We start from the raw sequence: 8,021 nt of genomic DNA, 5'->3' as shown, positions 1-8,021 counted from the left end.
GGGCATTGACCATGCCAAGCGCTGTAGCTTATTAATGCAGTGACGAAGCGCGGAACTCTGTACGACGCGAAGCTGATGCGGCGATATGAGTGTGCAGGTTCACTTCCTAGTGCATCGTAAGCGGACCTAGCTGAAATTTCTGCTCACTCGCCTTGGGCCACTTCCAATGCTTTGGCGAGCACTGGATCAACGTGCGCCGTCAATTGCTGCAACATAGGTGTCAGTTCAATATCAGACTTCACGCCAACGCCTTCAAAAGGAGCGCCATCGCCGAAAGAAACTCGCTTGGCGCCGACCTCCAGGCTCATGCCATTACCATAGGAGATCAACTTCGGCTAGCCGCTAGAACCGAAGGTGACATCACCGATTATGATGGCGCGGCCGGTCACCTTGAGCGGCATGAGAAAGTCTTCGCACGCTGAAGCGCAAGCTTGATCTGCGAGCACAATCAGCTTCCCCATATAGATTGGAGCGGCGGATGGTTTCACCAGCTCACCCGGCACATAAAGCATGGGGCGCTGGAAGTAGGCATTCATGCCGTCCATGAAACCATGGTCTTGAGGATCGGTCTTGGCATCGATGTGGTCCACCATCCCCGCATAGGCTTTGGGCAGGCCGATGGACATTCCCGAAAGCTGATTCCAGTACCTGTATGGCTTGGTGATCAAGGCCTGCAAAAGATGATCCGGCGAGTTCCCACCACCGTTCCCCCTCACGTCAAAGATGATGACCTTGGCATGCGTGTGTGCCTTGAGAAAGTCGATAGCGTCCTTTTCAAATTTCGGATCGCCAAAGCTTGGTGCCTGGTCTTCGGTAATGAACGCGATCTGCGCACCATCGGGACTCCATGCATAGGCATCCACACCCTCTTTGGCCTCCGTAATACGCATCGCATCGCCGCCATCCATAGGCATCACGAAAAGCTGTGCCTGTTTGCTACCGGGATCCTCGGCAAGGAACGCCAGCCGCGTGCCGTCGGGCGGCCAGCGCGGCGAGAACAGCTCCTTGCGTTTCCACGTCAATGCACGGACGAACCCGTCGCCACATCGATCAAGTCGATCTCTTGCTGACGCTGGTCTGTTTCCCAATCCGGCTTTGAAACGATGACCGCGACGTGTTTGCCGTCAGGAGAAACCAGCGGTTCGCTCAGGCTCGCCAATTTACGCAAATCGGTCAGCTGGAACGATGAGGATGCCTCTGCAGCGTGGCTCGACGATCACGCCAGGCACGCACTGCAAACAGCCAGGGTGAGGGATCGTGTCGAGATCATTGCGCCACCGGCAAGTCAATATACGTGGCGTGATCGGGCGTGTGATAGATGCGCTGCACCGCCTTACGATAATCCCCGGGCTTGGCCAGGAAAATGTTCGGCACATAGGTTTGCGGGTTGCGATCGTAGAGCGGGAACCAGCTGGACTGGATCTGCACCATGATGCGGTGACCCGGCAAGAACACGTGGTCAGCTGCTGGCAAGTGGAAGTGATATGCCAGCGGCACGTTCGGCGTCAGCGGCGAGGGATGCGCGTAACTGGTGCGATAGCGGCCACGGAATATATCCATGCCGACGGCAAGTTCGTAACCGCTCATCGACGGCTCGGTGATGTCTTGCTGCGGATAGACATCGATCAACTTCACTACCCAATCCGAATCCGTACCGCTGGTCGATGCCACCAGATGCACCTCTGGCCTGCCGGTAATACGTACTGCTTGCGTCAGTACCGGCGTTTCATAGGTCTCTACATCGGGGCGCGTTTCCGCTTCACGCTGATCGTCTACCAGCCATTCGTGCCAGGTTGGCGTTTCGGCGGCAGGAATCGGACGATGCCGGTAAGGTACAGGCTTGGCCGGGTCGGAAATATATTCATCGTAGCCATCGCCGCTGTTTGCCGCCGACGCGGTAAAGCTCAATGCATGATCGGCCTGCAGATACAGCGGTTTGGATTGGATATGGCAATCGGAAGCGCATCCCGGCCACGATGAAAAAGCTTCCCACTGATTGGTGCCGGTGACAAAGGCATTGACGGGGGCAACCGGGTTCGGCGGCGCGTCATCCTTCAGATAGTGCGCCAGGAACGGCCGCAGGATGTGCTCGCGGAAGTACAGCGACGTGTCGGAGTTGAACTTGATCGGGCCCAGTGCGCTGCCGTCGCGGATTTCCTGTCCGTGATACCAGGGGCCGAGCGTGAGATAGACCATGTCACCGTGCGTATCCTTGGGCTTCAACGCACGATAGACGGCCAAGGGGCCGTAAATGTCTTCCTGATCCCATTCACCGGCTACGAGCATCACCGGCACCTTGAGCGGTTGCGCAGCCAGGATCTTGTCCATCGCCTGATCCTGCCAGAAGGCATCGTAAGCAGGGTGCGCCACCAGCTTGTTCCAGAAGCCCAGCTGCTGCATCCCGTGCGTGTCCGCAATCGCTGTCGGATTGCCGGCGTCAAGATACATGTTGTAGTCATCGTGATAACTGCTCCACCAATGGATGCTGTTGGAGCGTGTGGCGGTCTGGTCGTAGATGTAGGGAATCATCTGCTCACGGAAAGCGCCGTGATGAAACCAGTCGTCGCCCATCCAGCCGTCCACCATCGGGTTTTCCGGAATGGCGACCTTCAGCGCGGGATGCGGATGCACCAGCGCCATCAGCGGCTCGAAACCATCGTAGGAAATACCCATGATGGCCACCTTGCCGTTGCTCTCCGGTACATGTTTCACCAGCCAGTCGATGGTGTCGTAAGCATCGGTGGCATCGGACACCGGCGTTGGATTCTGCGGCCCCAACACTGGGCGGTTCATGACGTAATCGCCTTCGGAACCGTATTTACCGCGGACATCCTGCACGACGCGGATATAGTGGTCTTCGATGAGCACGGCGGTGGAGTCATCGTCGTGCTGCAACACTTCACCGAGATCATCGCTGTTTCCTGAGGTCATGCGATCGGCGTCGTAAGGGGTGCGAGTCAACACGATGCCTGCATGCTTGACACCCTTGGGAATCAGAATCACGGTGTGCAGCTTTACGCCATCGCGCATCGGGATCATGACCTCGCGACGGATGTAGTTGAAATGCTGCGTCGACGGATCAAAGTGCGCAGGCATGTCGCTGGGGAAATTGGGGTATTTGGCGTGACTCTCGGTGGAATCGCTCGCATAGGCTGCGCCTACGCACAGTAGCGAAGCCAAAAGCAACGCCAAGGGACGGCGCGCAAAAAGGGTGGCAATTTTCATCGTGGCTATCCGTCAAGGAAAAGTCGACACCGTCACAGGCGGCGTCCGGTGCAAAGAGACATCTACAGCGTTGCGCTGGCGCACGGCTGCAGGGTTGGCGTCGATCGCGCCAAGGCGATCAGCGAGCGGCATGCTGGAATCCATTGCAGCAAAGAACGAAAAAGCTTTTGCATGCCCTGTCATCACCCTGTGATGGCTGCCATCATCCGATCTGCATCATGACGAATGTGGCGTGAATGAAATGACGCTTGGATACACAAGGGCATCCTTCTTCGCCAAGAGATCTGCGTCAAACCCCTATATAACGGCACTTCACGCTTACTCATCGGCAACACGAGGCTCATGACGCAACGCATCGACCTGCGTCAATGGACGAGCAACGTGCCACCCAGCGTAGATTCCGCAAGGGCGTTCGAAGATCTGTGAATCAAGTATGGGATCAAGCGTTATTTTGTAACAACATGACTAATGTCATGGGTACCTGCCATATCGGTTAAGGCACCCACACCCCTTTGAAGAGCGGCCTTCCCATTCAGCACACGGCCTTTGGGGCCCTGTCACCTGTCATCGGCTTTGACGCAGGTCGGGCGCACAGCCATAAAGAATGCTGTGCACAAGAAATATCTTCACACCGCTCACAGCGCGCACGCTTTATTAGCTGCGTTTACACAGTCGCGCCATCGACCGTTCCGCTAAACTGCCAAGCTGGAAATGGGTCCGGTAGCTGGCGCCAATGCCGGCTGCCGTTGCGCATTTCAGTGAAGTTGAGGTGGCATGCCATAAAAGCACGTTCGATGCTTTCGCGATCCACGTCTCGACCAATGAACACCACCTCATTGATGCGGCCGCTCCTCGTCGTCCTCACTCTCAACGCACAGACCTCGCCCCCACAAGACGCTTGTTTACGGGCCGGCCGCTTGAGCGCTGAGTCAGCGGTCATTGTCGACAAGTGATGGCTTCGCCTTCTTTAACTCTGCGGCGATATGCTCCAGATGAGCAGCACATACCTTCTTCCAGTTAGCGTCATATTTGATTGCGCACTCAAAGCAACGCTTAGCCGCGACAAATTCATCGCAACGTAGATGTGCCATGCCGAGAAAGTACTGTGTGCTGGCATCTGCTGGATGAGTTGTCTCGCGCTGCATAGCTAGCTCCTTGAGCTTTGAGTACTCCCCTTTTCCCAGTAGACCTTTCGCGTCCGCCTCGAACGCCTGCCGCTGTGCAGCTTCTACAATCAGCTCATTCAGCTTGTGACCTTTGATGCTTCCGACGAGTAATGCAGTAAGTACAACGCCGATGTAGATCAGTGCCGCAAAAACGCAGTACAGCGCGTCCGTTAAATTATCAATGTTCACTTGGTCCATGATTCACCGATAACGCCTGAGTTAAGCGGCGCGCAGTGCGCGTGTCCACTTGGATAAGTTAGGCATGCTGTTCGCCAAGCCAATGGATTTCGACTTGGTCAATGCCTGTGCTTGGTGTACCAGAAAATTCTTCGACTTCGTCAGCATTTATGACAGCACGCGGATGATCTGGGTGGCCGGCTTGACCAAGTTCGACAAATTGCTGTTTTGCGATATGCACGGCCTTTGTAAACGCTTCATCGGCGTTTGCCGCCAAGATAAAACCGCTTAGCTCGAAGGCTACATTTAAGCCATCGCGCTGAAAGCCTTCGCCTTGCGCTGCAACCTGCCAGATCTTCATGCCATTTCCCTGATGGGCCTAACGCCCAAGCTACGCGGTACGCGCGTCCGCTTGAATGAGTTAGAAGCTACCATCGTACGGCTCGCCTTCGTCGCCGACGATTCAGAAACGGGGTGCAGATTCACTTCCTAATAGGCCGTAAACCAGCCCCCATTTTCGGCCCATTTTTGAATCACCTGAAACGTACCAAACAAGCCGCTTCAAGAGACATCAGAATCGAAATCACCAAGCCGCGACTGTCTGTCACGCATTCGAATCACCCCATAATGAGCTCATCAAAAGGCGGAAGATTGCTTGATTGCCTCTGTTCCTCCTCATAGCCAATCTTGAGCTTCCCGAGCGCTTTTTCATATTTCACCAAGCGAATCTCAAGCTCCCCAGCTTCTGCACTGGTATCCGCTTCCAACTGCTTCGCCAGATCGTTGATCATCGTGTCCACCGCCTGGATAGCCATTCGAAGCGTCACCCCATCAATCTCAGCCATATCGATGCCCTTTACGTCTTAACGCCATCATCGCCCAGGTTTCTTCGAGGCACAAAAAAACCCGCCAGCGGCGGGTTTCTTCTTTTCACTACCGAATCCTGTAACCAGGACTTCCGTAGCTTTCGGTTGGTGCCCAAGGGGGGACTCGAACCCCCACGACTTGCGTCGCTACCACCTCAAGGTAGTGCGTCTACCAATTCCGCCACCTGGGCTGATGTTGCTCGATTTTAGTGCTTGCTCGTTGCTGCTGCTGCCGGGGCCGTGGGGGCCGGGACGTCGCCCTGCTGTGCCTTGGCCGGGGCCGGCTGGGCCGCTGGGACTTCGCCGTTGCCGGCCGGGGCTGCCGCCGGCACCGCTGCCTTTGGCTGGGCCGCGGGCTGCGCATTTTGCGGTTTGGCGGGCTGGTTGCCAAGACCTGCCATCACACCGAGGTTGTTACTGGCCTGCTGCTGGCGGATGGCGCCGCCGTTTGACTTCAGGTAGATGCCCATGCCGATGCTGAGCGCGAAGAACAGCGCGGCGAGCACGGCGGTGGAGCGCGACAGGAAGTTGGCCGAACCACGGGCACCGAACACAGTGGCCGATGCGCCGGCACCGAAGCCGGAACCTGCATCGGCGCCTGCGCCGCGCTGCATGAGGATCAGCACGATCATCGCTGCAGCGATCAGGATGTAGAACACGCTGAAGATGACGAACATGAGGTCTCGCGTAGGGTTCGATGGTGCTCAACGGGCGGCGTTGCAGATGGCGAGGAATTCGGAGGCAATGAGCGACGCACCGCCGATCAGCCCCCCGTCCACGTCCGGCTGCGCAAACAGCTCTGCAGCATTGGCCGATTTGACGCTGCCGCCATAAAGCAGCCGAGTCAGACGGGCGATCATAGCATCCTCTTGCGCCAATTGGCTACGGATGAAGGCGTGCACTTCCTGCGCCTGCGCCGGGGTGGCGGTCTTGCCGGTGCCGATGGCCCAGACCGGTTCGTAGGAGATCACGGCAGTGTCGAAAGCGCGGATGCCGTTGAGCGCCAGCACGGCCTGCAGCTGCTGCCGGATCACGTCGATGGTCTCGCCGGCTTCGCGCTGATGCAGGGTCTCGCCCACGCACAGCACCGGGGTGAGCCCGGCGGCCAGCGCGGCGGCGAATTTGCGCGCTACTTTATCGTTGCTTTCGCTGTGGTGGTGCCGGCGCTCGGAATGCCCGACCAGCGCCCAGCGGCAACCCAGGTCGGCCACCATCTGGGCGGATACCTCGCCGGTATAGGCGCCCTGCCCTTGGTGCTCGCTTACATCCTGCGCACCGAAGGCGATGCCGGAGGTGCCGTACTGGTCGATGAGCGGCGCAAGATAGGGATACGGCGGCAGGATCAATACATCGGCACCGTCGGCAGGATTGGCCTTGAGGATTTCTTCCATCAGGCCGGCCGCCATGGAACGGCTGCCATGCATTTTCCAGTTGGCGGCAACGAGTTTTTTACGCATGTCCGCATCCGTTGCAAAGGAAAGCTGGCAAGCTTAACCAGCCACCCGAGGCACGGCAACGCGCGTGCTGAACGCCGTTTTTATTTATATCGATCCAGCCAGGAGTACCCATGACGAAAGCCCGTCCGCTTAGCCTGATCACTGGTGCATCGGCCGGCATCGGTGCCGCGTTTGCCCACGCGCTTGCTGCACGTGGCCACGACCTGGTGCTGACGGCACGCCGCACCGATCGCCTGGAAGCCGTAGCGCATGCGCTGCACGGTCAACATGGCGTGAACGCAACCGTGCTGACCAACGATCTTGCCGATCCGCATGGGGTGGAGCAGCTTTGCGCGGCCTTGGATGAGCGCGGCTTGCAGGTGGACTGGTTGATCAACAACGCGGGCTACGGTGTGCCTGGGCGCTTCGATCAGAACGATTGGCCGGTGCATGCGGATTTTCTGCGCGTGCTGGTGACGGCGCCGACGGAGTTGGCGTGGCGTTTGATTGCCGGCATGCGTGCGCGGGGTTATGGGCGCATCGTGAATGTGGCTTCGTTGGCGGGTCATGTGCCGGGTAGCGCGGGCCACACGCTGTATGCGGCGAGCAAGGCGTACATGATCAAGTTTTCGCAGTCACTGGCGCTGGAGAATCTGGATGCCGGCGTGAATGTGTGTGCGTTGTGCCCGGGGTTTACGTATTCGGAGTTCCACGATGTAACGGGTACGCGTGCGCTGGTGAGCAAGATGCCGAGTTTCATGTGGCAGCGTGCGGAGGATGTGGTGCGGGAAGGGATTGAAGCGGTGGAGCGTGGTGAGGTGGTGCATGTGACCGGGCGGTTCAATCGCACGGTGAAGGGCTTGTTCAAAGTGATGCCGGATCGGATGGCGTTGCGGATGTCGGCGAAGCAGTCGAAGCGGTATCGGGCGCAGGATGCGGGTGAGTGATTGGCTGCGTGGGGATGTTTTCCATGTGGGTAGGTTGGGATGCAATCCCAGCTACGTAACTAACTTAAGGGCACTTCTATAAATTGCCCTCATAGCGAAGCGGGACACTGGATCATCGCGGAAAGCTGTTCCCTCCCCTGCGAAGTAGGGGAGGGCTAGGGTGGGGTGCGAGCGCAGCGAGCGGCGGGAGCCAACCATCGCCTC

Annotated in this window: 10 protein-coding genes and 1 tRNA gene; 1 reads left to right on the top strand and 10 read right to left on the bottom strand. The window is 57.9% G+C overall.

Going from position 1 to position 8,021, the window contains the following annotated elements; genetic code table 11:
- Window positions 1–143: 143 nt before the first annotated feature.
- From VMA74_RS06750 to tpiA, 10 genes are all read right to left on the bottom strand, one after another.
- The gene (locus tag VMA74_RS06750) at window positions 144–308 is read right to left on the bottom strand and encodes a hypothetical protein (RefSeq protein ID WP_325365873.1); all 165 of its coding nucleotides are present in this window, start codon (window positions 306–308) and stop codon (window positions 144–146) included.
- A 27-nt stretch (window positions 309–335) separates the two neighbouring features.
- Window positions 336–1,022 carry a S41 family peptidase gene (locus VMA74_RS06745; RefSeq protein ID WP_325365872.1) on the bottom strand — a complete coding sequence of 229 codons (687 nt, stop codon included), beginning with the start codon at window positions 1,020–1,022 and terminating at the stop codon, window positions 336–338.
- Window positions 1,023–1,266: 244 nt separating this feature from the next.
- Window positions 1,267–3,192 (bottom strand): CocE/NonD family hydrolase, encoded by a 1,926-nt coding sequence (locus VMA74_RS06740; RefSeq protein ID WP_414649572.1) that lies wholly within the window; start codon window positions 3,190–3,192, stop codon window positions 1,267–1,269.
- Between the two features lie 697 nt (window positions 3,193–3,889).
- Complete coding sequence (locus VMA74_RS21605; RefSeq protein WP_414649571.1) at window positions 3,890–4,165, bottom strand: GTP-binding protein; 276 nt, start codon at window positions 4,163–4,165, stop codon at window positions 3,890–3,892.
- Window positions 4,155–4,589 carry a hypothetical protein gene (locus tag VMA74_RS06735; protein ID WP_325365870.1) on the bottom strand — a complete coding sequence of 145 codons (435 nt, stop codon included), beginning with the start codon at window positions 4,587–4,589 and terminating at the stop codon, window positions 4,155–4,157. Before VMA74_RS06735 ends, VMA74_RS21605 begins: the two co-directional genes overlap by 11 nt.
- Before the next feature lie 58 nt (window positions 4,590–4,647).
- Window positions 4,648–4,929 carry a hypothetical protein gene (locus VMA74_RS06730; protein WP_325365869.1) on the bottom strand — a complete coding sequence of 94 codons (282 nt, stop codon included), beginning with the start codon at window positions 4,927–4,929 and terminating at the stop codon, window positions 4,648–4,650.
- 256 nt (window positions 4,930–5,185) lie between these two features.
- Window positions 5,186–5,413 (bottom strand): hypothetical protein, encoded by a 228-nt coding sequence (locus VMA74_RS06725; RefSeq protein ID WP_325365868.1) that lies wholly within the window; start codon window positions 5,411–5,413, stop codon window positions 5,186–5,188.
- Between the two features lie 127 nt (window positions 5,414–5,540).
- Window positions 5,541–5,625, bottom strand: a tRNA-Leu gene (locus VMA74_RS06720).
- Between the two features lie 15 nt (window positions 5,626–5,640).
- The gene (gene secG, locus VMA74_RS06715; RefSeq protein ID WP_325365867.1) at window positions 5,641–6,111 is read right to left on the bottom strand and encodes a preprotein translocase subunit SecG; all 471 of its coding nucleotides are present in this window, start codon (window positions 6,109–6,111) and stop codon (window positions 5,641–5,643) included.
- A gap of 27 nt (window positions 6,112–6,138) precedes the next feature.
- Window positions 6,139–6,891 carry a triose-phosphate isomerase gene (tpiA, locus tag VMA74_RS06710; RefSeq protein WP_325365866.1) on the bottom strand — a complete coding sequence of 251 codons (753 nt, stop codon included), beginning with the start codon at window positions 6,889–6,891 and terminating at the stop codon, window positions 6,139–6,141.
- 110 nt (window positions 6,892–7,001) lie between these two features.
- On the opposite strand from tpiA, the gene VMA74_RS06705 reads away from it, so the two are divergent.
- A complete protein-coding gene (locus tag VMA74_RS06705) occupies window positions 7,002–7,817 on the top strand; it encodes an SDR family NAD(P)-dependent oxidoreductase (RefSeq protein ID WP_325365865.1) in 816 nt (271 codons plus the stop codon).
- Window positions 7,818–8,021: the final 204 nt, after the last annotated feature.

It is taken from the genome of Dyella sp. (assembly GCF_035508675.1).
Lineage (GTDB): Bacteria > Pseudomonadota > Gammaproteobacteria > Xanthomonadales > Rhodanobacteraceae > Dyella_B.
The sequence above is the reverse complement of the archived record's forward strand: the minus strand, read 5'-3'. Positions and strand labels throughout refer to the sequence as shown.

Coding starts and splice junctions, on each gene's coding strand:
- VMA74_RS06750 (WP_325365873.1), bottom strand. CDS start 308: ATGAGCCTGGAGGTCGGCGCCAAGCGAGTTTCTTTCGGCGATGGCGCT.
- VMA74_RS21605 (WP_414649571.1), bottom strand. CDS start 4,165: ATGACCGCTGACTCAGCGCTCAAGCGGCCGGCCCGTAAACAAGCGTCT.
- VMA74_RS06735 (WP_325365870.1), bottom strand. CDS start 4,589: ATGGACCAAGTGAACATTGATAATTTAACGGACGCGCTGTACTGCGTT.
- VMA74_RS06730 (WP_325365869.1), bottom strand. CDS start 4,929: ATGAAGATCTGGCAGGTTGCAGCGCAAGGCGAAGGCTTTCAGCGCGAT.
- VMA74_RS06725 (WP_325365868.1), bottom strand. CDS start 5,413: ATGGCTGAGATTGATGGGGTGACGCTTCGAATGGCTATCCAGGCGGTG.
- secG (WP_325365867.1), bottom strand. CDS start 6,111: ATGTTCGTCATCTTCAGCGTGTTCTACATCCTGATCGCTGCAGCGATG.
- tpiA (WP_325365866.1), bottom strand. CDS start 6,891: ATGCGTAAAAAACTCGTTGCCGCCAACTGGAAAATGCATGGCAGCCGT.
- VMA74_RS06705 (WP_325365865.1), top strand. CDS start 7,002: ATGACGAAAGCCCGTCCGCTTAGCCTGATCACTGGTGCATCGGCCGGC.